This window comes from Acinetobacter sp. ESL0695 (assembly GCF_029392135.1).
GTDB lineage: Bacteria > Pseudomonadota > Gammaproteobacteria > Pseudomonadales > Moraxellaceae > Acinetobacter > Acinetobacter pollinis.
This window is the reverse complement of sequence record NZ_CP113932.1, coordinates 1795014-1819756: the sequence shown is the minus strand read 5'-3', so window position 1 is coordinate 1819756 and position 24743 is coordinate 1795014. Positions and strand designations below refer to the sequence as shown.

25 protein-coding genes are annotated in these 24743 nt (G+C 36.6%); 16 read left to right on the top strand and 9 right to left on the bottom strand.

The window, feature by feature from the left end; genetic code table 11:
• Window position 1 precedes the first annotated feature (1 nt).
• The 3 genes from OZX61_RS08685 (at window position 2) to OZX61_RS08675 (ending at window position 2458) form a co-directional block, all read left to right on the top strand.
• Window positions 2–691, top strand: a complete 690-nt coding sequence (locus OZX61_RS08685) for a response regulator transcription factor (protein ID WP_277095649.1) — start codon at window positions 2–4, stop codon at window positions 689–691.
• A gap of 175 nt (window positions 692–866) precedes the next feature.
• Window positions 867–1469 carry a LemA family protein gene (locus OZX61_RS08680; protein WP_195771513.1) on the top strand — a complete coding sequence of 201 codons (603 nt, stop codon included), beginning with the start codon at window positions 867–869 and terminating at the stop codon, window positions 1467–1469.
• A 74-nt stretch (window positions 1470–1543) separates the two neighbouring features.
• Window positions 1544–2458: a TPM domain-containing protein gene (locus OZX61_RS08675; RefSeq protein WP_277094554.1), complete on the top strand. Its 915-nt coding sequence runs from the start codon at window positions 1544–1546 to the stop codon at window positions 2456–2458.
• A gap of 73 nt (window positions 2459–2531) precedes the next feature.
• Here the strand turns inward: OZX61_RS08675 and OZX61_RS08670 are convergent, their stop codons facing one another.
• Both OZX61_RS08670 and OZX61_RS08665 read right to left on the bottom strand, forming a co-directional pair.
• A complete protein-coding gene (locus OZX61_RS08670) occupies window positions 2532–3479 on the bottom strand; it encodes an SMP-30/gluconolactonase/LRE family protein (RefSeq protein ID WP_277094553.1) in 948 nt (315 codons plus the stop codon).
• Window positions 3480–3584: 105 nt separating this feature from the next.
• The gene (locus tag OZX61_RS08665) at window positions 3585–4967 is read right to left on the bottom strand and encodes a PLP-dependent aminotransferase family protein (protein ID WP_277094552.1); all 1383 of its coding nucleotides are present in this window, start codon (window positions 4965–4967) and stop codon (window positions 3585–3587) included.
• Between the two features lie 109 nt (window positions 4968–5076).
• Here OZX61_RS08665 and OZX61_RS08660 point away from each other — a divergent pair, with 109 nt between their 5' ends.
• The 4 genes from OZX61_RS08660 (at window position 5077) to rplT (ending at window position 7355) form a co-directional block, all read left to right on the top strand.
• Window positions 5077–5865, top strand: coding sequence for a TSUP family transporter (locus tag OZX61_RS08660; RefSeq protein WP_277094551.1), 789 nt, complete (start codon window positions 5077–5079; stop codon window positions 5863–5865).
• Window positions 5866–5874: 9 nt separating this feature from the next.
• Window positions 5875–6660 (top strand): SDR family NAD(P)-dependent oxidoreductase, encoded by a 786-nt coding sequence (locus tag OZX61_RS08655; RefSeq protein WP_277094550.1) that lies wholly within the window; start codon window positions 5875–5877, stop codon window positions 6658–6660.
• 129 nt (window positions 6661–6789) lie between these two features.
• Complete coding sequence (gene rpmI / locus OZX61_RS08650; RefSeq protein ID WP_001096359.1) at window positions 6790–6984, top strand: 50S ribosomal protein L35; 195 nt, start codon at window positions 6790–6792, stop codon at window positions 6982–6984.
• A gap of 11 nt (window positions 6985–6995) precedes the next feature.
• Entirely contained in the window at window positions 6996–7355 is a 360-nt protein-coding gene (gene rplT, locus OZX61_RS08645) for a 50S ribosomal protein L20 (protein ID WP_195771462.1), read from the top strand.
• Window positions 7356–7399: 44 nt separating this feature from the next.
• Here the strand turns inward: rplT and OZX61_RS08640 are convergent, their stop codons facing one another.
• On the bottom strand, window positions 7400–8347 hold the full coding sequence (locus OZX61_RS08640; protein WP_277094549.1) for a hypothetical protein: 948 nt from the start codon (window positions 8345–8347) through the stop codon (window positions 7400–7402).
• A 206-nt stretch (window positions 8348–8553) separates the two neighbouring features.
• Here OZX61_RS08640 and pheS point away from each other — a divergent pair, with 206 nt between their 5' ends.
• Genes pheS through OZX61_RS08625 form a run of 3 tightly spaced genes read left to right on the top strand, consistent with a single transcriptional unit; the run spans window position 8554 to window position 12256 of the window.
• Window positions 8554–9534, top strand: a complete 981-nt coding sequence (pheS, locus tag OZX61_RS08635) for a phenylalanine--tRNA ligase subunit alpha (protein ID WP_195771464.1) — start codon at window positions 8554–8556, stop codon at window positions 9532–9534.
• Between the two features lie 50 nt (window positions 9535–9584).
• Complete coding sequence (pheT, locus tag OZX61_RS08630; RefSeq protein WP_277094548.1) at window positions 9585–11966, top strand: phenylalanine--tRNA ligase subunit beta; 2382 nt, start codon at window positions 9585–9587, stop codon at window positions 11964–11966.
• Window positions 11963–12256, top strand: coding sequence for an integration host factor subunit alpha (locus OZX61_RS08625; RefSeq protein ID WP_195771466.1), 294 nt, complete (start codon window positions 11963–11965; stop codon window positions 12254–12256). Before pheT ends, OZX61_RS08625 begins: the two co-directional genes overlap by 4 nt.
• 34 nt (window positions 12257–12290) lie before the next feature.
• On the opposite strand, the gene OZX61_RS08620 is transcribed toward OZX61_RS08625, so the two are convergent.
• The 4 genes from OZX61_RS08620 to trxA form a co-directional block, all read right to left on the bottom strand.
• On the bottom strand, window positions 12291–12881 hold the full coding sequence (locus OZX61_RS08620) for an HAD-IB family hydrolase (RefSeq protein WP_277094547.1): 591 nt from the start codon (window positions 12879–12881) through the stop codon (window positions 12291–12293).
• Between the two features lie 69 nt (window positions 12882–12950).
• Window positions 12951–13220, bottom strand: coding sequence for a hypothetical protein (locus tag OZX61_RS08615; RefSeq protein WP_195771468.1), 270 nt, complete (start codon window positions 13218–13220; stop codon window positions 12951–12953).
• Between the two features lie 491 nt (window positions 13221–13711).
• Window positions 13712–14974 carry a transcription termination factor Rho gene (rho, locus tag OZX61_RS08610; protein WP_195771469.1) on the bottom strand — a complete coding sequence of 421 codons (1263 nt, stop codon included), beginning with the start codon at window positions 14972–14974 and terminating at the stop codon, window positions 13712–13714.
• A 312-nt stretch (window positions 14975–15286) separates the two neighbouring features.
• Complete coding sequence (gene trxA, locus OZX61_RS08605) at window positions 15287–15610, bottom strand: thioredoxin (RefSeq protein WP_277094546.1); 324 nt, start codon at window positions 15608–15610, stop codon at window positions 15287–15289.
• A gap of 252 nt (window positions 15611–15862) precedes the next feature.
• On the opposite strand from trxA, the gene ppx reads away from it, so the two are divergent.
• From ppx to OZX61_RS08580, 5 genes are read left to right on the top strand one after another with little or no spacing between them, the layout of a single operon-like run.
• Window positions 15863–17383, top strand: a complete 1521-nt coding sequence (gene ppx / locus OZX61_RS08600) for an exopolyphosphatase (protein WP_277094545.1) — start codon at window positions 15863–15865, stop codon at window positions 17381–17383.
• 35 nt (window positions 17384–17418) lie between these two features.
• On the top strand, window positions 17419–18243 hold the full coding sequence (locus OZX61_RS08595; RefSeq protein WP_195771472.1) for an acetyl-CoA carboxylase carboxyltransferase subunit alpha: 825 nt from the start codon (window positions 17419–17421) through the stop codon (window positions 18241–18243).
• On the top strand, window positions 18180–19535 hold the full coding sequence (gene tilS, locus OZX61_RS08590) for a tRNA lysidine(34) synthetase TilS (RefSeq protein ID WP_277094544.1): 1356 nt from the start codon (window positions 18180–18182) through the stop codon (window positions 19533–19535). The genes OZX61_RS08595 and tilS overlap by 64 nt, the downstream gene beginning before the upstream one ends.
• Window positions 19536–19557: 22 nt before the next feature.
• Window positions 19558–20397, top strand: a complete 840-nt coding sequence (gene proC / locus OZX61_RS08585) for a pyrroline-5-carboxylate reductase (protein ID WP_277095648.1) — start codon at window positions 19558–19560, stop codon at window positions 20395–20397.
• A 12-nt stretch (window positions 20398–20409) separates the two neighbouring features.
• Complete coding sequence (locus OZX61_RS08580) at window positions 20410–20979, top strand: YggT family protein (RefSeq protein WP_277094543.1); 570 nt, start codon at window positions 20410–20412, stop codon at window positions 20977–20979.
• Between the two features lie 45 nt (window positions 20980–21024).
• On the opposite strand, the gene OZX61_RS08575 is transcribed toward OZX61_RS08580, so the two are convergent.
• A complete protein-coding gene (locus OZX61_RS08575) occupies window positions 21025–21678 on the bottom strand; it encodes a hemolysin III family protein (RefSeq protein ID WP_195771475.1) in 654 nt (217 codons plus the stop codon).
• Between the two features lie 100 nt (window positions 21679–21778).
• On the opposite strand from OZX61_RS08575, the gene OZX61_RS08570 reads away from it, so the two are divergent.
• Complete coding sequence (locus OZX61_RS08570) at window positions 21779–22999, top strand: SAM-dependent methyltransferase (RefSeq protein WP_277094542.1); 1221 nt, start codon at window positions 21779–21781, stop codon at window positions 22997–22999.
• A gap of 39 nt (window positions 23000–23038) precedes the next feature.
• Here the strand turns inward: OZX61_RS08570 and OZX61_RS08565 are convergent, their stop codons facing one another.
• A complete protein-coding gene (locus OZX61_RS08565; protein ID WP_277094541.1) occupies window positions 23039–24721 on the bottom strand; it encodes an alpha-glucosidase in 1683 nt (560 codons plus the stop codon).
• Window positions 24722–24743 lie beyond the last annotated feature (22 nt).

The window sequence follows — 24743 nt, the reverse complement described above, 5'->3', positions numbered from 1 at the left end:
TATTTTGAGTAATCATAAAATTTTAGTCATAGATGATGAGCCTAAAATTAGACGTTTCATAGAAATTGCATTAAATACTCAAAGTTATGATGTGTTCTTAGCTGAAACTGGTTTGAAAGGCATTCAAATTATGATTGAGAAAACACCCGATTTAGTGATTTTAGATCTTGGTTTACCAGATATGGATGGCTATGAAGTATTAAAAGAAATTCGGAAATGGTCAGTTATACCCATCATTGTCTTATCGGCACGACCAGATGAAAATCAAAAAGTATTATTGCTAGATGCGGGGGCAAATGATTACGTAACGAAACCATTTAATATTCAGGAACTATTTGCACGCATTCGTGTAGCAATAAGAAATAGACCTATTACTATCGATATACCTCAAGTCTTTAACGATGGCTATCTATATATTAATGTTGCAGAGCATATTGTTAAAATTAATAACATTGTTATCAGTCTTACTAAAAAAGAATTCCAATTATTGGCTTTTCTATTGAAGTCTGAAGGCCAAATTGTAGAACAAGCAGATATTATTCGTGAACTATGGGGAAATACACATACAGAAGATACGCACTATTTAAGAATTCTTACCAAGAAACTTAGAGATAAGATAGGTGATCATGCATCAACACCAAAATACATTACTACCATCTCGGGGGTTGGACTCAGGTTTGAAAAACTTTAGAAAAGGGGTGGTTTTATTCATAAATATCACTTTAATTTTCACGGTAAATAAATATTGAAATTTAAATTAAAATTAATAAAATCATTAATTTGGGTGTCTTATATAATTATAAAATAAGATTGATTTTACAAATTTCATACAATAGAATCGCGTAAATCTTAGTTGCATAATTGGCCTGAACGTGAAATCAAAATCATTGAAACTCTTTAGCATCTTAGCCATGGCTATTTCAGTGACATCTTGTGGATACAATACTATTCAAAAACAAGATGAAGATGTAAATGCCGCTTTATCAGAAGTAAATAATCAATATCAACGTAGAGCAGATTTAATTCCGAATCTGGTAAGCGTTGTAAAGGGTTATGCAACGCATGAACGTGAAACGCTACAATCTGTGATTGAGGCAAGATCGAAGGTTGCAGGCATTAAGGTAGATAAGGGATTGTTGGATAATCCTGAACAGTTTAAGCGTTATCAAGAAGCACAAGATCAACTTTCAGGCTCATTGTCTCGTTTAATGATGATTACTGAAAGTTATCCAAACTTAAAAGCCAATGAAGGTTTTAGAGACTTACAAGCACAATTAGAAGGCACAGAAAATCGGATTACTGTTGCAAGAAACCGCTATATCAAAAGTGTTCAGTCTTACAATACTTTTATTCGCCAATTTCCAACTGTCATTACAGCCAAAATTATTCATGCTGAAGTAAAGCCTAATTTTAGTACGATTACACCAAATTCAGATCGTGCACCTCAGATCTCATTTGATAAGCACTAATGAGTATATAAAGAAAGTCTCTGCTTTTACGCAAGACTTTTTATCTAATAGAGATTGATGGCTGAAAGGTTTCTATGAAGTATAGATTATTGTTAGCATGTTTTTTAACATGCTTTTTATTTGTTTTTTCTCATGTCAGAGCAGAAGAAAGTGTAGATTATAAAACGCTTGCACTGAATGAAATTCAGAAAAGTGGTACTCAATCTAGGGTATATGACTTTTCTAAAGTTTTATCTCCACAAGAAGTAATAAGCTTACAGTACAAGATAGACGCATTAAGAAAAATATCTTTAAATGTGGGTATCATTGTCGTACCAAGTACGGGAGAAGAATCTATTTTTGACTTTTCAATAGGAGTTGCTGAAAGGTGGAAATTAGGTAATGCAAAGACAGACAATGGTTTATTAATTGTATTAAGTACTCAAGATAAAAAAATCCAGATTTTAACGGGTAATGGGCTAGAGGGGGATTTACCTGATGCCAAAATTCATAGAATATTAGGAGAAACATCAAGCGAGTTTAAGAATAAAGCGTATTTCAATGGATTATCCCTTGTTCTAGAAAAAATTAGTTTAGTAATAGATAAAAACTCTACGGTGATGCTAGAGCAAGCGCATGCTTCAAACTCAAACCACAAAATGAGCGATGAAAGTGAGCCAAAGAGTTCGTATTCTATAAAAGACTTTTTACTGTTTATTTTCTTAATATTAATTATATTTATTTCTAATAAAATTAAATATTCAAGAGTTAGCTATAGCTTTAGATTTACCCGTAACGGCATAAAAATAGATCGCAAAACAGAATTGTTCCAACGTAAAAAAGAAAAAAAGTCAGCCATAGATATCGTACTGGGAGTGATTAGTATTTTATCTTCTGCACGTAATCATAATACAAAAAGTGATGGAAGTAATGAGTCTAATTTTGGAGGAGATTTTAGTGGCGGGGGAAGTTCGAATAGCTTTGAATCATCAGAAAATGATAAAAAATAAAAAAAATTCGTCCACTTTATAATTAATAGAACGCTTGCAAGAGGCGCATGAGGCGCCTCTTAAATAGATAGATTTACTTTGCACCGCTGACGTTAACGGCAATTTTATATAATGAGCTTCCACCTGCGACATACATAATTTTCTTGCCATCTGGCAACGTCGTAAATACCATGTTTGCAACAGTGGTTGGGAATTTAAGGCTACCTAAAGCTGTTCCATTTTCTGAAAATACATGGATATACTTTCCACCTGTCACCCAGATGTTTCCTTTATCATCTACAGCAATTCCATCGGGTACGCCTGTGTCAATTTGTGCAAGCATTTTTCCATGGGTTGTTTGTTTATTTGAATCAATGTCATAAACAAATAAATGTCTATGTAGCTTCTTATCTTTTTGGTCGTGTGCAATTTGAGAGTCAGTTAAATATAATTTCTTCTGATCTGGACTAAATGCAATACCATTAGGTGTTTTTACTTCAGGTGTATTTAATCGTACAATTTTGTTTGTTTTTGGCGAAAAACGATAACTAAACTCACCACCTTGCACAGGGTTTCCACCATAGCCTTCATCTGCTTTTTTAATCCCAAAAATAGGATCTGTAAACCAAATATCACCGTCTTTATCGACAATGACATCATTAGGGCTATTGAGTTTATTTTTTCCGTATAGATCGACTAAAACTCTCCAAGAACCATCTGCTTCTAAACGTTCAATAGCACGTTTTCCATGTGAGGCAGCAATGATTCTTCCTTCAGTATCTATGGCATGACCGTTTTGAAATTGAGCAGGCGAGAGCCAAGTGCGAACCCCTGTCTTTTCATTCCATTCTAGAACACGGTTATTCACAATATCACTCCAAAGTACCGTACCATCTTTTAATACGATAGGGCCTTCACTCCATTTTGCTTGGTCTGTAATACGCTCAATTTTCGCATTTGATGGAATAGGAAGTGTCGCTTGTGTAAGAAAACTGACAGAGCAAAGTGCTGATAAAATAAATAACTTTTTAAACTGATACATAGTAGACCTATTGGCTTATTATAGAGAGCAATTTTATCAATTTGCTTTTTGAGGTTAGGGTTATTTTTTGTTGTAAATCTATAGTGTAATCACCATGTTCGTGGTTCATATTTGTATATGTTTTTTAAGTGTTTTAAAAATATGAGGTTCTAAAGATTGTGCGACATTAAACCGCATGAATTGATCGGCATGTTTTGAGTGGCTAAAGGCTGTACCTGCTGCAAGAATTAAATGATCTTTACGGCAGTTTTCAGTTAATGCAGTCGCACTTACATTTTCAGGAAGCTGACACCATAGAAACATTCCATTTTTAGGAATCGTCCACGGAACAATTTCAAGTTGTTTTAATTCTTGAATGACAAAAGCACGTGCATGGCTGAGTCTTTGATTGATATATTCAAAATGGCGTCTGTATTGAGTATCTTTCAAAGCTTGATGTACCAAAACACTACTAAGTTGATTGCAATTAAAATTAGTTGCGATTTTAACTTGTGTCAGACGTTTTATATATTGAGTCTCTGCTGCAATATAACCACATCTAAAAGAGGATGAAAGGGATTTAGAAAAACTACTAATTTGAATTACATTCTCAAAATTAGATAAAGAAGCATATCGTGGAGATGGAATTATTTCGAAATCACTATAAATATCATCTTCAATAATAATTACATTTGCTTCTTCTGCCATTTTTAATACTTTGTAGGCTGTACTAATGTTAAGTGATGTGCCTGTTGGATTGTGTATCCCAGAATTGGTAATGTACATTTTAGGCGAGTGTTTTAAGGCTTCTTTGAAATAATTTAAGTCAGGCCCCTGAGGGGTAAAAGGAATAGCAATAATTTGAAGCTTTAATAAATTAAATAATGTAAAAAAATTAAAATAGCATGGATCATCTACAAGAATCGTATCGCCTACATTTAGATGTGCTCTACAAATAATATCTAATGCTTGGGTGCTACTTTCTGTAAGTAAAATCTGGTCATGATGAATAGACGTACCATAATAATTGATGCGTTGAGCTATCACTTCTCTTAAAGGCTCATAGCCAAGTACAGTGCTGTAGGTAAGTAACTCTTTGGCGGGTTTATTGCTCAGTTCTTTAAGCGACTTTCTTACAATTGATTCAGGCATCCAACTGGTAGGCAACCAACCACACCCAGGTTTTAAGTGATCATCAGACGCAATTAAAGATTGATGTGCGATCCAGAAGGGATCTGTTTGCATTTTATATTGTGATGAAAGGTCTATTTTATGGTTGGTATATGGCATTTGCTTAACAAAGTATCCAGAGCCATGTCGAACTTCAATTTTATTTTCTACAACCAATCTCTCATAAGCCTCAAGTACTGTAGATACAGAAAAATTAAGTGATTTTGCTAACTTTCTTAATGAGGGAAGTTGGCCACCGGGGAGTATTTCATGGCTTTCGATACGTGCTTCAATAAGTTGAATAACTTGCTGAATCTTTGTAGTTTGTTTTTTTACCATAACAGTTGCAACTTAACACCCAAACAGTTCTTTTTGATTGTATTGGGCTGATACTCCTTTTACTAGAGATATTTTGAGATAAAAGAAGAAAATAGTTTAGGGTAGTGATGTGGTATTTATTGAAGATAGCTTGCTGGCACAAAGCCTTATATTGGGTATATTATTTTTAACATTTATTTCTTTTTTAGCAGGATATATTGACTCCATTGCAGGCGGAGCGGGGCTTGTACTTATTCCTGCTTTTATAGTGAGTGGTATTCCGCCACATGTCGCACTTGGTCAGGAAAAACTTGTCAGCACTGTAGGTACACTTGCAGCCATTAAAAATTTTGCTAAAAGTGATTCCATTATATGGAGAATTATACCCCTTGGAGCAGTAACTGCACTTGTAGGTGCATATATTGGTGCAAAGTTAATTATTAGACTTCCTTTAGAAATTTTAACCTATCTTATTATCTGTCTTTTACCAATCGGGTTAATCATGACTTTATTAAAAAGTCGTTTAGCTCGTATGGATAATCAACATCAGAATATATCGATCTCTAAATTATTATTAATGACGGTTTGTTTCTTCGTCGGTTTCTATGATGGTTTTTTCGGTCCAGGTACGGGTAGCCTCTTTATAATTGCGCTATTTTTAATAAATAAGCTTCCACTACTACAGGCAACCGCAACATCAAAAATATTTAATTTTACTTCCAATATTGGTGCTTTTATTAGTTTTTTTATCGCTGGGAAAATGTGGATTATGATTGGAATACCGATGATTTTTGCCAGTTTCTTAGGAAATCATCTGGGAAGTAAATATGCAATAAAGACACAAGGACAAGCTGTTAAAAAAGTTCTCATTATTACAGTTATGTTCATGATAACTAATTTAATTTTTCAAATAAGATAAGGAATAGCCATGTTAATTATTGTTACAGGTGCGTCATCAGGATTTGGTTATCATATTTCAAAACAACTTATTCAGCACGGACATCGTGTAATAGGAATTGCAAGAAGAGCAGAGCACCTTCAGCATTTGCAACAAGAGTTAGGACGTGATTTTTTTCCATTGGCTTTAGACCTTTCGCAGCCATATGTATATCTTGAAGAGAAATTTAAGTCTATTCCTGAGCGCTTTGTTTTGGAAAATGTCGATGTTTTAATTAATAATGCGGGTTTAGCACTCGGTTTAGAGCGTGCCGATAACGCACAAATAGACGATTGGAATCAGATGGTCGATGTAAATATTAAAGGCGTATTGGCCATGACCAAACTGGTACTTCCATTTATGGTAAAAAAGAAATCTGGCTATATCATTAATATGGGTTCTATCGCAGGAAGTTATCCCTATCCTGGAGGACATGTATATGGTGCAACCAAAGCATTTATTAAGCAGTTTAGTCTTAATTTAAGAGCAGATCTGGCTGGAATGGGTATTCGTGTATCGAATGTAGAGCCAGGTTTGTCAGCTGGAACAGAATTTTCGTATGTGCGTTTTCGTGGGGATACAGAGCGAGTAAAAGCCCTATATGAAGAAGTAGATGCTATTCAACCTGAAGATATTGCAAATACTGTATTGTGGTTAATTTCACAGCCCAAACATATAAATATTAATCGTATTGAGATCATGCCAATTTCACAGTCATCTTCTGCGTTAGATGTAGTAAAAGGTTCTGTATATGCAGATAAATTTGTGAGTCCTTGATGAATGTATTCAAACGAATAACAAATTTGCTTTCGTTTTAAGCAAAGATAATATAAAATACGCCCTTCCTTACCTGCAGGCTACTTACATGGTGTAAGCAAGCTAAACAGGTGTCCAAAAGAGGTTACTATGGCTAAGCTAAAAACTCGCCGTGGTGCAGCTAAACGTTTTAAAGCGACTGCAAACGGTTTCAAGCGTAAACAAGCGTTCAAACGCCACATTTTGACCAAAAAATCTGCTAAGCGTATCCGTCAATTACGCGGCTGTGTAATGGTTCACGTTAGTGACGTTGCTTCAGTTCGTCGTATGTGCCCATACATTTAAGGAGATTATAAATGGCTCGTGTAAAACGTGGTGTAGTGGCGCATCGTCGTCACAAGAAAATTCTTGCTCGTGCTAAAGGTTACTATGGTGCTCGTTCACGCGTTTATCGCGTAGCGTTCCAAGCAGTAATCAAAGCAGGACAATATGCTTACCGTGACCGTCGTCAGAAAAAACGTCAATTCCGTGCTTTATGGATTGCGCGTATTAACGCTGGTGCACGTCAAAACGGTTTATCATACAGCCGTATGATTGCTGGCTTGAAAAAAGCACAAGTGATTGTTGACCGTCGTGTATTAGCTGACATCGCTATGCATGATTCAGTTGCATTCGCTGCTTTAGCTGAAAAGGCTAAAACTGCTCTAGCTGCATAAGTTTAGAGATTCTAAAAAGACCGCTTTTTGCGGTCTTTTTTTATTTAAAATCCAAAATAATAAACCAGTGCACCAATAATAATTGTAATGAAAATAAGTGCTATCACACTTTTAGTAGAAGCACTTGGTTTGTACTCTGGGCTTGAGTTCTCGTTATGATCAAAAGGTGAGTTACCTAAAATAACTTTACGTTTTGCTTCCTTGTAATGATTTGCTGTTTTCACAATAAGTTTTGAAAACAATTCATCTACTTTTTGCGAGAAGGATTGCATTTCCGCTGTTAAGCTATTTGATTCTTTTCTGTGTTTTTCAATCTGTTGATCTAATTGCTCAAGTTTAAAAAGAAACTCATGTGAAATTTCTGCGTGGTAATCTTGAGGTAAAAGAGACTGACTTTCGGGATTAGATGTTCCCGTGTAATAAGCGGTATTTAGTTCATTTACCGTAAAGTTTGTAATATAGGACTGATTGAAAATCTCTTTTTCAAGGTAGTCGCTAATATTGTCCCAATTTGGACGGTTTAAGTCTAAATTAACCTGTTTAATAACTTGTTGTGGTAACTCAAAATCCCACATTGTCATAAGTTTACTTTTTAATTGCTGTGCTGTTGGGACCTCATATTCGTTATCTGCGGTATACCATTCGGCAAGCTCTTGACCAAAAAGCCAAGCTACTTTCTTTTGGGCACTGTGAGCAACAATAAAATGTGAAAATTGCAATAGCTCAATGTTTGGATTTGGGTTAGTACCCTCTTTTAATAAACTGGCTTCATGTAAACTCAGCTGTGTAACGCCTTGAGCTTTTAAATTTTCTAGCCAAATTTGAAAATGCTGCGCAAGTAAATGTTGTGTTTGTAAGCTACGAAATTGCAGTAGAACATTTTGAAAAATGTCATGGTTTACCCAAGTATTAAAGCTCAATTGATTTTTCAGAAACTCATTTCCATAAGTCACAAGTACGAGCTGTTGTTTCCAAATTGGATCTAAAGCCATAATTATTCTCTATAGTGTGCAAGTAGGGGATAAATAGTTTTGATTTTTAGATGAAATACGATCTTTTATAACTACGATTTTAACATTTTTCATAGGTACGGGTGTAGGGAAATTTTACTTACTGTGAAAACTTCATTAAGTCTATGAAAAGCTGTTAGAATGGCAAAATAATTTTTCTAATTTTTATAGATGCTTTGAGAGTAATTATGTCACTGGAAGCTTTGACCAATGAAGCACTGAGCGCAATCGCAGCCGCTCAAGACCTTGCAACCTTAGACCAAGCCCGAGTGCAATTTACTGGGAAAAAGAGTCAGCTTGCTGAGCAGTCAAAATCTTTGGGTAAAATGGATCCTGAACAACGTAAAGTTGAGGGTGCAAAAATTCATGCTGTGCGTGAAGCAATTAATAAGGCACTCACCGAAAGACAGCAAGTATTACAACAACAAGCGCTAGAAGCAAAACTAGCGAGTGAAACAATTGATATTACATTGCCGGGTCGTGGCCAGCAAATGGGTAGTATTCACCCTGTGACTCAGGTACAAGAGCGTATTTGCCAATTCTTTACTAAAGCTGGGTTTACTGTGGAAACAGGCCCTGAAGTTGAAGACGATTACCATAACTTTGAAGCACTGAATATTCCGGGACACCATCCTGCACGTGCAATGCACGATACATTTTATTTCGATGCCAACCATTTGTTACGTACGCATACTTCAGGTGTGCAAATTCGTACAATGGAAAAACGTCAACCACCGATTCGTATTGTATGTCCAGGGCGTGTTTATCGTTGTGACTCAGACCAAACACACTCACCGATGTTTCATCAAATCGAAGGTTTGTATGTTGCAGAGAAGACGAGTTTTGCTGAGTTAAAGGGTTTATTGGTAAATTTACTTCAGGCCTTCTTTGAAAAAGAATTAAAAGTAAGATTTCGTCCATCATATTTCCCATTTACAGAGCCAAGTGCAGAAGTGGATATTATGGATGAGCGTGGTAAATGGCTTGAAGTACTCGGTTGTGGCATGGTACATCCAAATGTATTGAGTGCTGCTGGTATTGATCCTGAGAAATATACAGGTTTTGCTTTTGGTCTAGGTGTAGAGCGCTTCGCAATGTTGCGTTATGGCATTAATGATTTACGTATGTTCTATCAAAATGACGTGCGTTTCTTGCGCCAATTTGCTTAGTTCAATCGATATTCAAAATAGATCCAAAAAGTTTTAAGGTTATATATCAAATGAAAATTAGTGAAAATTGGTTGCGTACGTGGGTTAACCCTGCAATTGATAGCGCAACACTTGCAAATCAATTGACTATGCTTGGTCTAGAGGTCGATGAAATTGCACCTGTAGCAAAACTATTTACAGGTGTTGTTATTGGTGAAGTGCTTACAGTTGAGCAGCATCCTGATGCAGATCGCCTGCGTGTAACGACGGTTAATATAGGTGAAGGTGAGCCCTTACAAATTGTTTGTGGTGCACCGAATGTGCGTGTTGGATTGCGTGTGCCTGTTGCAACTGTTGGCGCTGTATTACCAGGCGATTTTAAAATTAAAAAGGGTAAGCTACGTGGGGTTGCCTCACATGGCATGCTATGTGGTGCTTCGGAAATTGATTTAGAAGATCAGATAGATGGTTTATTAGAGTTGCCGAATGATGCACCGATTGGTGTAAATATTCGTGAGTATCTAGAACTTGATGATCAAGTGATTGATATCTCTATTACACCGAACCGTGGTGATTGTTTTAGCGTTCGAGGTATTGCTCGCGAAATTGCTGTAATTAATCAGTTAAGTATTCATGAGCCTCAAATAGAAGATGTTCACAGTACTCTTCAAGAAACAAAGCAAGTCCATTTAAAAACTGAAGGTGTGCCACGCTATTTAGGGCGTGTCGTGCGTAATGTAAATACGCAAGCGAAAACACCAGTATGGATGGAAAAAGCCTTATCTCGTTCAGGTATTCGTTTACATAGTTTTTTGGTTGATGTGACGAATTATGTATTACTTGAATTAGGTCAACCTATGCATGCCTTTGACTTGGCAAAACTAGAAGGTGACATTCAGGTTCGTCAAGCAACAAAAGATGAAAAACTTAAGCTCTTAAATGAACAGGAAGTGGTATTAACGGACGATATCATGGTCGTTGCAGATGATGCCAAAGCACTTGCAATTGCAGGAATTATGGGTGGTCTTGCATCGAGTGTAACAGATGAAACTACTGATATTTTCTTAGAAAGTGCTTTCTTTGCACCGTTGGCTGTAGCAGGACGTGCACGTCGCTATGGTCTACATACTGACTCTTCTCAGCGTTTTGAACGCGGTGTAGATTTTGAACTTCCACTAAAAGCACTTCAACGTGTTTCTGCTTTAATTGCAGACATTGCTGGTGGTGAGTTCGGTCCTATCGTTCAAACTGAACAACGTGAATACCTTCCACAAAGAAATACAATTCAGTTGAACAAAGGTCAAGTCGAGCGTTTACTAGGTTATGGTATTGAATCATCATTTATTGCTGATGCTCTAGAGCGTCTAGGTTGCAAAGTCACAGAGACGGCTAAAGATGAATGGTCAGTAGTACCACCATCGCATCGTTTTGATATGGTCATTTATCAGGATCTTATTGAAGAAATCGTACGTATTCATGGTTACGATAATATTCAAATCAAATTACCGCAAATAGATGTCGCTTTATCTCACTATAAAGATCAGTTTGAAGTTTCTCAATTACGTCAAACGATTGCAACTTTGGGATATCAAGAAGCTATTAGTTTTAGTTTCTCAGATGCTAAATTAGAAAAACAATTAAATTCTGCTGTGAAACCACTCATGTTGGCCAACCCAATATCAAGTGATTTGGCAGCGATGCGTAGTACTTTACTGTCGAGTTTAATTCCGTGTGTTCAATATAATTTAAATCGTCAGCAAAGCCGTGTACGTTTCTTCGAGTTGGGTTTGCGTTTCGATTATCAAACAGCATCGAACTTAGATGAATTAAAGCAGATTCCAACAGTTGCAATGATTGCTGTCGGTTCTCGTGTGCCTGAACAATGGCATGCAAAAACACAAGACATGGACTTCTTTGACTTTAAAGGTGAGATTGAAGAGGTTATTGCTGCAAGTCGTTTAAATGTTGAATACATTCGTTCAGAGCGTGAATGGTTGCATCCTGGTCAGTCTGCTGAAGTTATTGTAAACGGTCAATCGATTGGTTATTTGGGACGTTTACATCCATCTCTTGAATCTTCACTAGATTTAGGTGTAACTTGGGTAGCAGAACTTGATCAAAATGTCATTTTGCAATCTTATGTATCTAATTTTACAGAATTATCACGTTTTCCGTCGGTTAGACGTGATATTGCGCTTTTAATTGATGATAAGATAAGTGTAAAAGAAATTCAGCAGTTGATTGAGAAAACTGGTGGAGAGCTTCTCGACTCAACATGGTTGTTTGATGTATATACTGGACAAGGTGTTGAGGATGGTAAACGTTCACTTGCGTTTGCACTATTGTGGCAGCATCCATCACGTACTTTAGAGGATGCTGAAATTAAAGCAGGTATGGATCAAATAATCGAAGTGCTGGAAAGCACATATCAAGCAACATTGAGGGCCTCATGACAGCATTAACAAAAGCAGAAATGGCTGATCATTTAAGCGAGCTTACAGCACTAAACCGCCGTGAAGCTAAGCAAATGGTTGAATTATTTTTTGAAGAAATTAGTCAATCACTCATTGCAGGGGAACAGGTAAAATTATCTGGTTTTGGAAACTTTGAGTTGCGTGATAAGCGCCAACGTCCTGGCCGCAACCCAAAAACAGGCGAAGAAATTCCAATTTCTGCACGCCGTGTAGTGACTTTTAGAGCAGGTCAGAAATTTAGACAGCGTGTTGGTACAGAGCAAGATTAATTGTAAAAAAGCCTTCATATAATGAAGGCTTTTTTTATATCTGTTGCCATTGGTAAAATTTGATATCTGCAAGTGCTAGCATTGCATGATCATTTGGCGAATCACCATAAGCATAGATTTTATTATAATCGGTCAACTCATACTGCTGTTGAATACGATTTGCCTTTTCAATTCCACCGCAATCTCCATGACGGAGATGACCTGTATACAAATCATGAGTACTTTCTAACTCATTGCAGATGAGATCTAAACCATACTGTTGACACCATGGTTTTAAATAAATATCTAAAGAGGAAGAAACAACAACGACACGGTCGCCTTGTGATAGATGCCATTGAATCTGTTCTAATGCATTTGAGCGTATAATCTTGTTTAAATAGTGAATTGCAAAATCATTTCCAATCTTTATTAATTTATCTTTTGGATAGTTTTTAAAAGCTGTATGACAGAGTTTCGTACGAAATATACGATCTGTAATATATTTAAGCTTATATCCAATAAAGTAAGGACTAAGTTTGACGATGTAAAAGTATTTTTGAATAGGATTTACTGTCAAAGTTAGAAAGGGACCAAAACTGTCTTTATGTGTAATGGTTTCATCGAAGTCAAATAAGGCTAAATTCATTATTTTATTTTTTATATAATAAAAAAGAGAGCAAATGCTCTCTTTTTGTATAATTCAAAGTAATTTGAATTATTGAGCAGCTTGAGACGCAGCAGGAGCAGCATCAGTTGCTTGAGCAACAGAAGCAGCAGCGTCAGACGCAGCAACAGTAGCTTCAGAAGCAGCAGTAGTTGCTTGAGCAGCAGCATCAGATGCAGCAGCAGTAGCTTCAGATGCAGCAGAAGCAGCTTCAGAAGCAGCAGCAGATGCGTCAGCAGCAGGAGCTTCTTTCTTAGCACAACCAACGAAAGCTAAAGTTGTAGCTACAGCAGCTACGATAGCGAATTTTTTGAATAACATGGCATCACTCTCATAAAATAATAGAGAAAAAAAACCAACGCTAACTTGTTTAAGCTTTTATTATCCCTATACGTTTTCGATAGGTAACAACGCACGGAGCAAGTTAACTGGCATGCGTGTATGCTATCACTGAGTTTATGGAATTACTACTAGGTATATTTAAAAAAAACGAAAAAATGATCATTTTTTGTTTGTTTTTTAACAGAAAATAACAATCAATAATGAAGAGTATATTGGAGTAATTGTCGATTAAGTTACTTAAAAATAGGTGGTTTTTCGATTATTAAAAAAGTATATATTTATATCTGATAAGTGCATCACAATCGCAGAATATACTTTGTTATTTTATGTAAAAACAAATCTTGATCTATAAATTTTAATTAAGTAATTACAAGCACTTGAGACATTTATTAAAGAAATATAAAAAAAGCCCCACAAGTTTGTGAGGCAATTTTCATTTTAATTTTATATGTGTGAATTTAAACAAATTTCTACTGTTTTCTCTTCATTTGTTCAAAGAAGTCATCATTTGTTTTGGTTTCTTTCATTCGGTCAAGTAAGAACTCAATTGCATTGAGTTCATCCATAGGATGTAAAAGTTTACGTAAGATCCAAACTTTACGTAAGCTATCTTCACCCATAAGACGCTCTTCACGACGAGTACCTGATTTTTTCATATTCATTGCAGGGAATACACGTTTTTCAGCTATACGACGGTCTAGAGTAATCTCTTGGTTACCTGTACCTTTAAATTCTTCGTAAATGACTTCATCCATTTTACTGCCAGTTTCAATAAGAGCAGTAGAAATAATTGTCAGTGAGCCACCTTCTTCAATATTACGTGCAGCACCAAAGAAACGTTTTGGTCGTTCTAGTGCATGTGCATCTACACCACCTGTAAGTACTTTACCTGATGACGGAATAACTGTGTTATATGCACGTGCAAGACGAGTAATAGAGTCAAGCAAAATAACAACATCTTTTTTATGTTCTACAAGACGTTTAGCTTTCTCGATAACCATTTCGGCAACTTGAACATGACGTGCAGGTGATTCATCAAATGTTGATGCAACAACTTCACCACGAACAGTACGTTCCATTTCTGTTACTTCTTCAGGACGTTCATCAATAAGAAGGACAATGAGGAAAACTTCAGGGTTATTGCGAACAATAGACTGTGCCATGTTTTGTAAGAGCATTGTTTTACCAGCTTTTGGCGGTGCAACAATGATAGAACGTTGGCCTTTACCAATTGGCGCAATGAGATCGACAACACGTGCTGTGAGATCTTCACTTGAACCATTACCTAATTCCATAATGAGTTGTTCTGTAGGGAACAGTGGCGTTAGGTTCTCAAATAAAATTTTGTTACGTGAGTTTTCTGGTGTGTCGTAATTAATTTGGTTAACTTTTAATAATGCAAAGTAGCGTTCACCTTCTTTTGGTGGACGAATGGTTCCCGCAATGGTATCGCCTGTGCGTAAGTTAAAGCGACGAATTTGAGATGGACTGACATAAATATCATCAGGTCCGGCAAGGTATGATCCTGCTGCTGAACGCAAAAAGCCGAAGCCGTCAGAAAGGATCTCTAAAACACCATCGCCAAAAATCTCTTCGCCATTCATTGCATGGCGTTTTAAAATAGCAAAAATAATATCTTGTTTACGGTTACGTGCCATCCCCTCAAGGCCCATGAACTCTGCAATTTTAATGAGTTCGCCAATCGGTTTTTTCTTGAGTTCAGTTAAATTCATATGTGGTTCAATATAGATAAGAACATCGGAGTCAAAAAGAGAATAGATTTAAGATTCGACCAAATGTACAAAGCATTGAGCAGTTTCTTTTGCACAATACAAACGCAGAAATCTGGTTAATTGTTTTGAAGATAAAAGTAAACAATTGCTTTGCCGAACGGCGATCTTATGTGTTGTATCTTTTCAGAAAAAGTGTAGCTGAGTTTTGCTGCATATTTCTTGGTTTTAAAATATAAGTGACTGACGGTTAATTGTCAATTTTTTAGAAAGAAAATACGCCAAATTTATGACGTATCTTCTTATTATGAGGTTTTAAACGTTTTCATCAATAAATGAAACAAGTTTAGAGCGTGGTACAGCACCGACTTGTTGAGCCACAACTTCACCATCTTTGAATAAAAGAAGGGCAGGAATATTGCGGATGTTGTAGTTCACTGCAGTCTCTTCACAGTTAGTGACATCAACTTTTACAATTTTAACTTTACCATCATACTCGCGAGACAAATCTTCTAAAACAGGTGCAATTGCTTTACATGGACCACACCATGCTGCCCAGAAGTCGACCAGTACAGGTGTTTCAGATTCTAAGACGTCTACTTTAAAGTCTGCATCTGTTGTGTTTACAAGGTTTGACATTGAATGACTCCAAATTAGTTTTATTACTGTGGTTGTATATAAGTATTGCACAGCAATTTTCAAGCGTATAGCTATTTAAAAGAACTTTAATCATGTCTATACAGATTGTCTAACAGAGATTAACGATATCTTTTATTGTTCCCAACAATTGAATAAATCATAAAAAACACGATTTTGAATCGTAAAAGCACTTTTCAATCTAAAGAGAGTGGATTACTCTAAGTAACAATTCATTTTGAGTTTTTTTGCACGATGTCCGATTTTCTGATAGATGAAGAATTGCTTGCAGCAATTGATATGGGGTCAAATAGTTTTCACTTAGCCATTGCAAAAGTTGATCATGGTGAGGTGAAAAAAGTTGTTTCAATGTCGGAAAAGGTACAACTGGCTGCGGGTTTAGATGAAGACGAAAATTTAACAGAAGCGGCACAGCAACGTGGACTGGCATGTCTTGCACGTTTTGTTGGGCGTTTAAGCTCTGTACAAACCAATCGGTTGCGTATAGTTGCAACGAATGCTTTGCGTCAAGCAAAGAATGGCCACGAGTTTATGCAAAAGGCTGCTGAAATATTACCAAAACCAATTGAGATTATTGCTGGACGTGAAGAAGCCAGACTCATTTATTTGGGTGTGTCGCATACTATGGCAAATGGTGGGCGTCGTTTGGTGGTTGATATTGGTGGCGGGTCAACTGAATTTATTATCGGTGAAGAGTTTGAACCCATTCATACAGAATCATTGCAAATGGGATGTGTTGTATTTACAAATCGTTTTTTCCCAAATGGCGATATTTCTCATAAAAATTTTCAAAAAGCATTTGTAGCAGCTTGTAAAGAATTAACAGCGATTGCAAATACTTATCGTGCTGAAGGATGGGACACTGCGGTAGGCTCAAGTGGTACGATTAAAGCATGTCGTCAAATTATGATTAACATGGGTTTAAGTGATGAACAAGAAAGCATCACACGTGAAGGCCTAGAAAAATTAAAAGATAAACTTTTAAAATATAAGCATGTTTCAGATTTAGATTTTGATGGACTAAAAGAAGATAGACGAGCAGTTTTGCCAGCTGGCCTTGCAATTTTATACGCTATTTTTGAAGTGATGGAAATTGATCGTCTTATGTTCTCTGATGGTGCATTACGAGAAGGCGTCATGTATGATTTGTTGGGCCGATTCAAACATGAAGATATAAGAGATCGTAGCGTACAAGCGTTGGTTGGGCGCTATGGTGCCGACGTTAAACAAGCAGATCGTGTGGTAAAAACAGCACAGTATTTGTTTGAAAATGTTGCGGATGATCTGAAATTAACGAATGAAGACAGTGACTTACTAAGAAGAGCGGCTTATTTGCATGAAATTGGGTTAGCAATCAGTCATGGTGGCTATCATCGACATGGTGCATATTTACTGCAACATTCAGATATCCCAGGGTTCTCACAAATTGATCAAAACCATCTGTCTGAGTTGGTAGCACATCATCGACGTAAGATTAAAAGTGAAGCAAAAAATGAAACGCTTAGACATGGTGGAATGTCACTCGTTTACCTTTGTTTGCTCCTAAGGTTGGCGGTTTTATTAAATCATAGTCGTAGTGATGAGATGCTTCCTGCCATTGAATTAAAGGTACTGAATGAGCAACAATGGCAACTGACTGTTTCTGGCGATGCGAAACAATGGCCATTACTGGTTGCAGATCTGCATGATGAGCAAACGCAATTTAAGCATTGGGACATTGATTTGATCATTCAGTCGGAAAAATTTATCGATTAACTCGATTTAGTTAATTTAAGGATAATATTCGACCTATGAAAAATAAATCGGCTCAAACGAAAGCATGGAAAACAGTGCAAATTGCACGTCATCCTGAACGTCCACAGTTTTTAGACTATGCCAATGAGCTTTTTGAAGACTTTGATACCTTACACGGTGATCGCTTATTTGGTGATGATGGTGCAATGATCGGTGGCCTAGCTCGTTTTGACGGTAAACCTGTGATGGTAGTTGGCCAACATAGAGGGCGTTCTACTCGCGAGCGTTTACAGCATAACTTTGGAATGTGTAATCCAGAAGGATATCGTAAGTCACAGCGTCTTTTAGATTTAGCAGAACGTTTTAACTTACCTGTACTTACATTCATTGATACAATGGGTGCATACCCAGGTATTGGTGCAGAGGAACGTGGGCAAGCAGAAGCAATTGCAACAAGTCTTGCACAGCTTGCAAGTCTAAAGGTTCCTGTTATTGCAACAGTGTTGGGTGAAGGTGGATCTGGTGGTGCACTTGGTATTGGTGTTGCCGACCGTGTAATTATGCTGTCACATAGTATTTATTCTGTGATCTCTCCAGAGGGATGTGCATCTATTTTGTGGAAAACAGCAGAAAAAGCAGAACAAGCCAGTGAAGCATTGGCATTAACGGCAGACAAACTTGTAAAAATGGGTATTGTTGAGCATGTTGTTGATGAAGGCGAGGGTGCCCACTTAAATACTGAGCAAGTGATGCAGCGTTTAAGAGAAGTTTTAAAAGAAGCTTTAGCAGAGCTAGAACCAATGGATGCTGATGAGAGATGCGAAGCACGTTACCAACGTTTGATGAAGTTTGGCAGCGACAATCCAGGGATTGTATCTTAGCAAGAGCAGATTCTGATTTCTCAGAATATGACTTCTTGATTGGGTGTAGCGGTGGCATGGATTCCATGCTGCTGCTTCATCTTTTTTCTACTTTATTTCCTCAGCGCGTTCGCGCGATTTATGTAGATCATCAATTACAATCTTTAAGTAAAGACTGGGCTCAGTTTGTTTTCCAATTTTGTCAAAAGATGAATATACCATGTGTTATTGAGCGAGTGGTGGTTCAGTCTGGAAACTTGGAATTACAAGCACGTCGGGCTCGTTACGATGCATTTAAGAAAAATCTTCAATCGAATGAAATATTAGTTCTTGCACATCATCAGCAAGATCAGGCAGAAACACTTCTTCTAAGGCTATTCTCGGGTGCAGGTGTCACTGGGCTTTCTGCTATGAGAGAAATTGACCGTCGTGCAGATTTAACAATTTGGCGTCCATTACTTGGTTTGTCTAGACAGCAGCTTCTACACTGGGTAACACAGTTTCAACTTAAGTTTGTAGATGATCCCACAAACTTTGATGAACATTATGATCGTGCTTGGGCAAGAGCAATACTGTGGCCAGTACTAGAACAAAGATTCCCAAAGATGCAAAATTCAATTGCACGTACTGCATATCTTATGCAAGATGCAGATGAAATTTTACAGGAAGTTGTTCAACAAGATATTGATGCATGTATTTTAAACGATAAATTAGACTTAGAAAAATTTCTTAAACTCTCTTTACCGAGGCAAAGGAATCTTCTTTCATTTTGGATGAAAGACACCGATGGCTATAGGCCAAGCTTGGCAATGATTGAGCGTGTTCAAAATGAGGTAATACATGCACGTCCAGATGCAAAAGCTGCATTATTTTGTTCGCCATTTTGGTATACTCGCTTTCAGGAAAAGTTGTATAAACTGGTTGAGTCTGAATATTTAGCACAGCGGTATGATGTTGTTCAATCTGAAAGCGTGTATATCATTGGAGATGAAACATTACAGTTAAGCAGTGGTTTGTTTCGTTGTCAGATAGAAAACCAAATCGGTTTAAGTGAAGAGCTACTGCATGTAGAACTTCAAATAAGACCACGAATAGATGGCGAAAAAGTGCATTTATATGGAAGAGTCGGGCATTGGCCTCTAAAAAAAGCGATTCAATCGGCTAAAATTTTGCCTTGGCTAAGGCACAGAGTCCAAATTCTGCAATTTAAGAATGTTATTTTAGGTGTGTTTACTCCACAAGGTTTTTGGTTGGCACAGTCTAAATATTGCAAAAAAAATGGCTGGCAACCAAAGCTGATAAAAAAGCATTGAGGAAGAATTGCGCGGTATGGATATAAATGTACTATTAAATCGTAAAATTGGTTTCATTGGTGGTGGCAATATTGCTCAAGCAATTATGAATGGTTTGATCATTCAAGGCTTTCCGCGAGAGCAAATTTGTGTGACTGAATCTACTGAGAGCATACGCAAAGTTTTACAAGAAAAAGATATTAGCCTTTTTACCAACAGTGCAGATATGTTGTATTGGGTAGATGTTGTTATTCTTTGTGTAGAAGCGAGCGAATTAGTAGATACATTAAAACCATTAAAAAATCTATTTAAAGAGAAATTACTTATTTCAGTTGTTCCAAGCGCAACAATTTCAATACTTGCACAACTTACAAATACATATAATATTGTAAGGGTTATGCCGAATATACCTGCATTGGTTCAAACTGGTGCGCATGGCGTATTTGCATTAGATACGGTCAGTGAGGCTGATCAGCAGTTAAGCTCTAAAATTTTTGCAGTGACAGGATTGTGTATTTGGGTGAAATCTGAAGAGGAGCTCGATGCAGTAACTGCAATTTCTGGTTCGGGGCCAGCATATTTCTTTTATATGATGGAAAGTATGATTCGAGCTGGTAAAAATATGGGGCTTGATGAAAAAACAGCTTCAGCACTTACCTTACAAACCGCTTTAGGTGCTGCCCAAATGGCAATTAGTAGTGGCTTTTCTCCAGCAGAACTACGTAAACAAGTTGTAGTGCCTCATGGAGTAACGGAGGCAGCTTTGCAAGTATTTGACCGAGAGTCTATTTCTCAAAGTATACAAACAGCACTCGCAGCTGCTCAAAAACGTAGTCAAACGCTAACTCAAGGACTTAGCGAAAGTACCAAATCATCAAGTTAGGACATAATATTTATGGGTGCAAATAGTGCGCAAATTTTTAGCATCTTATTGAATGCTGTTATTTTATTGATATTTGGAAGGTTCTTGATACAGTTGGCTATGGTAAGTCCATATAATCCAGTTGTACTTGCAACAATGAAGGCAACAAAGTTTGTAGATACGTTTAGCCGAATTTTTCCAACAGTTGCAAAAGGCAGAGTAAATTTAGCTGCTATTGCACTTTTAATCGTGCTATGTCTATTTAAAAATTTTGGTGAAATGTATTTATCTGGCACACCACCGTATAGTGCATGGTATTTGATTGTCTATACTTTTGTGACCATGATTCAAGCACTGATTAGTATTTGTCGTTATCTTATTTTTGCAACGATTATACTAAGTTGGGTCGTATTGTTTACTCAATCTAGATCTCCATATATTGAAGTTATTCAAGAGCTTGCAGAGCCATTATTAGCTCCATTCCGTCGTATTATGCCGAATATGGGTATGATTGACCTGTCACCGATGGTTGCATTCTTAGCACTATATATGGCAGAAATTTTAATGAATGAGGTGGCGAGAGTACTATTAAGTGGGCTCTAAACATATTTATATATAAAAAAAGGCTATCATTGCGATAGCCTTTTCTTATATAGAATAAGGAATTGAATATTTATAAATTGCAAGAAAATGCGAGCCTGCACCAATTAATACAAAAATATGCCAAATTGCGTGAGTATAACGAATTTTCTTTAAAGCATAAAAAATAGCACCAATGGTATAAGCTAAGCCCCCAATAACCAATAAATTTAGGCAATCTGGAGAGAGATATTTCTTCATATCATCAAACATGAGTACAGCAAACCATCCCATAGTGATATATGCAATGAGTGATACTTTACCAAAACGATGAGCAAAGAATATTTTAAAGATTGTACCTATGGCGGTCATTGTCCAAAGTGCAATTAAAATATAGTGTGCTTTGGGTGTTGGAATATTTAGATATAGCAATGGAGTGTATGTACCTGCAATAAGGTAATAAATAGCAGTATGATCCAGCTTTTTATACCAACGTCTTGCTTTAGCAGTCTTTGACCAATGATAAAGTGTAGAGCTTGAGAGTACGAAAATTAAACCAAAGCAATATACCCAAATGCTTAACCAACTAAGTCCTGCAAGAAATTGTGTTTTATAAATGAGTTGAATGCTTGCAATGATTGCAATTACAGCACCTAATCCATGTGTTAAAACATTTAAGCGTTCCTCTTGTATGTCATAGTTTAAGATTTGATCTGTTGTCATCATATTCACATTATTAAAAATACACTTGTATATTAATTCAGTTTTGATTTTAAAGTAAGAAGATTTAAAATGGAATTGTAACTTTATTTGGATATTGGTCATGGTAGTTCAACATTTTGCTTCTGAGCAGGAAAATCAGTTTTTTTACGAGATTGAAGCATTATTGAATACAAACGCTTTTGAACGTCTTGTGTTGAGTAAGTATCAAGGTGAAGAGGAGCACCTTGAAAAAATAAGTTTTAGAATTATAGAAATTCAACAACGTATAATGATTTCATCGGTATATCGTTACCAAACCCAAGATGTGACAAAAAATTACACGGTAGATGAAGCTATTTTTCAGATAAAACAATTGCTTCCTCATGCTAAACAAGCAAATTTGTGGAGTAACAAAAATGAATGGCAACTCAAAAGAGCCAAGAAAAAAGTTATTTTGACACAAGCAAAGACACAACAAGGACGTGTATTATCGAATACAAATCATGATCGTGAAAAGCAGCGATATATAGATCAACAACAAGATTATTTAATCGATTTAGGCGTTACAGATCAACAGCATAAAGTTATTCCAAGTATGGCCAGAAAATGGAAGCAAATTAATAAATTTATTGAAATTTTTTCTGGTGCTTTAGATCATATTAATATGAAAGATGAGCAGTTACATGTTGTGGACTTTGGTTCAGGTAAAGGCTATTTAACTTTTGCAATGTATGATTATTTAAATAAAAATGGATGGAATCCGCATTTGACGGGTGTTGAGTTACGAGAGAATTTAGTCAATTTTTGCCAAAAAGTTGCAGATAAAAATGCGTTTAATTCACTCGATTTTTTCCAAGGCGATGTGCGTAGTTATTCACCCGAGCATTTAGATGTCATGATTGCACTACATGCATGTGATATTGCTACAGATTTTGCTATTCACTGTGGAATACGTTTAAATGCTTCTATGATTATGTGTGCACCATGTTGTCATAAAGAGTTACGCCCCCAATTGCGTGCGCCTGAAGTATTACAGCCAATGTTACAATATGGTATTCATCAAGGTCAGCAGGCAGAAATGTTAACAGATACTATTCGTGCACTTTTGTTAAATGCATATGGATATGAGACCAAAGTTTTCGAGTTTGTTGCCTTAGAACATACCAGTAAAAACAAAATGATTTTAGCTGTGAAAAAGCAATCTGATGATGCCGTGCCTAATCAAGAAATTATTAAGCAAATTCAAGAGTTAAAAGAAATGTATGGTATTCAAAACCATAGTCTAGAACGTTTATTGGCAGATGAGCAGGTAGATCGACAAAGAGAAGGATGTCGTTGTTGATGGATTAAAAAAGGCAGTCTAAACGACTGCCTTTAATCATTAGCTCAATCTATAGATACCAGATTGCCAAGGTGCTAATTGAACCTCAGTTGCATGCTCTTGAATAGGAGATTTTGCACTACTTTCAATAACAGTAGATGTAATTGAAAGATGATCTGGTAATGAATAGTGAACGTCATGTTCTGAGAAGTTCACAAGGATTAAATATTTATAATCGCCATCAATCCGTGTATATGCATATACTGTATCATGACTTAAATCTAAATCATGATAACTGCCATAGGTGAGGGTTGGTATTTCATGTCTGAGTTGAATGAGTGATTTATAGTAGCTAAATACTGAATCGGGATCGTTAATTTGGCGAGCTGCATTAATTTCTTTGTAGTTTGGATTCACTTTTAACCATGGTGTGCCAGTAGTAAAACCTGCATTTTCTGTATCGTCCCATTGGAAAGGCGTACGTGCATTATCGCGAGAAGTATATTTGGAAGCTTTAAGAAATTCATCTGCAGGAACTTTACCTGTTTTTACGAGGTCATCCCAAAAACCTGTAACCCCAATATCATCAAAATCTTCAATGGTTTCGAATGGATAATTGGTCATACCTAACTCTGTACCTTGATAAATAAATGGCGTAGCAGGTTGGGTTAAAATTACGGTTGCTAATGCTTTTGCAGACGCAGCACGCCATTCTGGACGGTCATCGCCAAAGTGAGAAACAACGCGTGGGTTATCATGGTTATCTAGGAAAAACGCATTCCATCCATGCTCACCCGCTGTTTGGTGTAAGTCATGAATAATTTTTCTAAAATGAGGAAGTGTCCAGTCTTTACGACGCCACTTTTCGGCATGGTCTACATCTAATCGTACGAGATCGAATGTAAATGCCATGTTTAACTCTTTGCGACGGTGATCGGTAAACTTAATTGACTCTTCTGTGGGAACACCAAAAATTTCACCTGCAGTAACTACATCATACTCTGAAAAGACTTTTTCATTAATTTCACGAATATATTCATGAAGACGAGGCCCTTTGGTATATTCTTCATCAAAGTTAAGGACTTGTTCATGGGTAAACTCAGGAAAATCTGGAATCTTTGAAAAAGTGGCAACAGTATCTAATCTAAATCCTGATACACCTTTATTTAGCCAAAAGCGAAGCATTTCGTATAAATCTTCACGTACTTTTGGGTTGTCCCAATTTAAATCAGGCTGTTCTTTGGCAAAGTAGTGTAGGTAATATTGGCCAGTTGTATCATCTTTTGTCCAAGCAGACCCACCGAAGAAAGATGGGTAGTTATTGGGTTCATCTCTCCAAAAGTAGTAATCACGATAAGGATTATCTTTACTGCTTCTACTTTGCACAAACCATTCGTGTTGATCACTAGAGTGGTTAATCACAACATCAACCATTAAACGCATACTACGTTTTTGCATTTCAGCAATCAGACGGTCGAAGTCTTCCATGGTTCCATATTCTTCCATGATTTTTTCATAGTGACGAATATCATAACCATTGTCTTTGTTTGGTGAGTCATAATGAGGATTAATCCAAATTGCATCAATACCCAAGTTTTTTAAATAGTCTAATTTTTCAATAATACCGTTAATGTCTCCAACGCCACTACCATTTGTGTTTTTAAATGAACGTGGATAAACCTGATAGAAAACGGCTTGTTTCCACCATGTTGGAAGCTGTGACGATTTTTGAATTTGAGTCATAATTTTCCCACTATATTTTTGA

Excerpts from the sequence above, each read along its gene's own strand:
- OZX61_RS08625 (WP_195771466.1), top strand. The coding sequence starts at position 11,963 with ATGACAGCATTAACAAAAGCAGAAATGGCTGATCATTTAAGCGAGCTT.
- pheT (WP_277094548.1), top strand. The coding sequence starts at position 9,585 with ATGAAAATTAGTGAAAATTGGTTGCGTACGTGGGTTAACCCTGCAATT.
- pheS (WP_195771464.1), top strand. The coding sequence starts at position 8,554 with ATGTCACTGGAAGCTTTGACCAATGAAGCACTGAGCGCAATCGCAGCC.
- OZX61_RS08640 (WP_277094549.1), bottom strand. The coding sequence starts at position 8,347 with ATGGCTTTAGATCCAATTTGGAAACAACAGCTCGTACTTGTGACTTAT.
- OZX61_RS08670 (WP_277094553.1), bottom strand. The coding sequence starts at position 3,479 with ATGTATCAGTTTAAAAAGTTATTTATTTTATCAGCACTTTGCTCTGTC.
- trxA (WP_277094546.1), bottom strand. The coding sequence starts at position 15,610 with ATGTCAAACCTTGTAAACACAACAGATGCAGACTTTAAAGTAGACGTC.
- OZX61_RS08620 (WP_277094547.1), bottom strand. The coding sequence starts at position 12,881 with ATGAATTTAGCCTTATTTGACTTCGATGAAACCATTACACATAAAGAC.
- ppx (WP_277094545.1), top strand. The coding sequence starts at position 15,863 with ATGTCCGATTTTCTGATAGATGAAGAATTGCTTGCAGCAATTGATATG.
- OZX61_RS08570 (WP_277094542.1), top strand. The coding sequence starts at position 21,779 with ATGGTAGTTCAACATTTTGCTTCTGAGCAGGAAAATCAGTTTTTTTAC.
- rho (WP_195771469.1), bottom strand. The coding sequence starts at position 14,974 with ATGAATTTAACTGAACTCAAGAAAAAACCGATTGGCGAACTCATTAAA.
- tilS (WP_277094544.1), top strand. The coding sequence starts at position 18,180 with ATGCGAAGCACGTTACCAACGTTTGATGAAGTTTGGCAGCGACAATCC.
- OZX61_RS08665 (WP_277094552.1), bottom strand. The coding sequence starts at position 4,967 with ATGGTAAAAAAACAAACTACAAAGATTCAGCAAGTTATTCAACTTATT.
- OZX61_RS08580 (WP_277094543.1), top strand. The coding sequence starts at position 20,410 with ATGGGTGCAAATAGTGCGCAAATTTTTAGCATCTTATTGAATGCTGTT.
- OZX61_RS08595 (WP_195771472.1), top strand. The coding sequence starts at position 17,419 with ATGAAAAATAAATCGGCTCAAACGAAAGCATGGAAAACAGTGCAAATT.
- rpmI (WP_001096359.1), top strand. The coding sequence starts at position 6,790 with ATGGCTAAGCTAAAAACTCGCCGTGGTGCAGCTAAACGTTTTAAAGCG.
- OZX61_RS08575 (WP_195771475.1), bottom strand. The coding sequence starts at position 21,678 with ATGACAACAGATCAAATCTTAAACTATGACATACAAGAGGAACGCTTA.
- rplT (WP_195771462.1), top strand. The coding sequence starts at position 6,996 with ATGGCTCGTGTAAAACGTGGTGTAGTGGCGCATCGTCGTCACAAGAAA.
- OZX61_RS08615 (WP_195771468.1), bottom strand. The coding sequence starts at position 13,220 with ATGTTATTCAAAAAATTCGCTATCGTAGCTGCTGTAGCTACAACTTTA.
- OZX61_RS08565 (WP_277094541.1), bottom strand. The coding sequence starts at position 24,721 with ATGACTCAAATTCAAAAATCGTCACAGCTTCCAACATGGTGGAAACAA.
- OZX61_RS08655 (WP_277094550.1), top strand. The coding sequence starts at position 5,875 with ATGTTAATTATTGTTACAGGTGCGTCATCAGGATTTGGTTATCATATT.
- OZX61_RS08675 (WP_277094554.1), top strand. The coding sequence starts at position 1,544 with ATGAAGTATAGATTATTGTTAGCATGTTTTTTAACATGCTTTTTATTT.